General features: G+C 73.5%; 1 protein-coding gene. It reads left to right on the top strand.

The features are described from left to right. On the top strand, positions 1–483 hold a 483-nt coding region (locus IF47_RS0126815; protein WP_031511630.1), incomplete at both ends, for an NAD-dependent epimerase/dehydratase family protein.

The following is a 483-nucleotide window of genomic DNA, read 5'->3' as shown; positions in this document are numbered from 1 at the left end:
ACGCGCTGCTGCGCGCCGTCGACGGACACCACTTCGACACCGTGATCCACGCCGCGACCGCCCTGCGCAAGCCCCCCATGCGCGACCGCGACATGGACGCCACCGACGCGCTGCGCACCCAGGGCACGGCCCACCTCGTCGAGGCCGCCCGCGTCATCGGTGCCCGCCGCTTCGTCGCGGAGTCGATGGTCTTCGGCTACGGCTACGGGGATCACGGCGACCACCCGCTCACCGAGGACGACCCCTTCGGCCCGCTCGGCAGGACTCCGCAGCTGGAGCGGCACATCGCCGGCATGCGGACCAAGGAGCGGCTCACCTTCGAGTCGGAGGCGCTGGAGGGCATCGCGCTCCGTTTCGGCCTCTTCTACGGCCCCGGCGGCACCGACGCCCTGCTGCCGCTGCTGCGCAGGCGGCAGTTGCCCATGCCCGGTGACCGCGACCGGGTACTGCCGTGGGTGGAGCTCACCGATGCCGCCCGCGCGG

The sequence above is a fragment of the Streptomyces megasporus genome (assembly GCF_000718985.1).
GTDB classification, from domain to species: domain Bacteria; phylum Actinomycetota; class Actinomycetes; order Streptomycetales; family Streptomycetaceae; genus Streptomyces; species Streptomyces megasporus.
The sequence above is the reverse complement of the archived record's forward strand: the minus strand, read 5'-3'. Positions and strand labels throughout refer to the sequence as shown.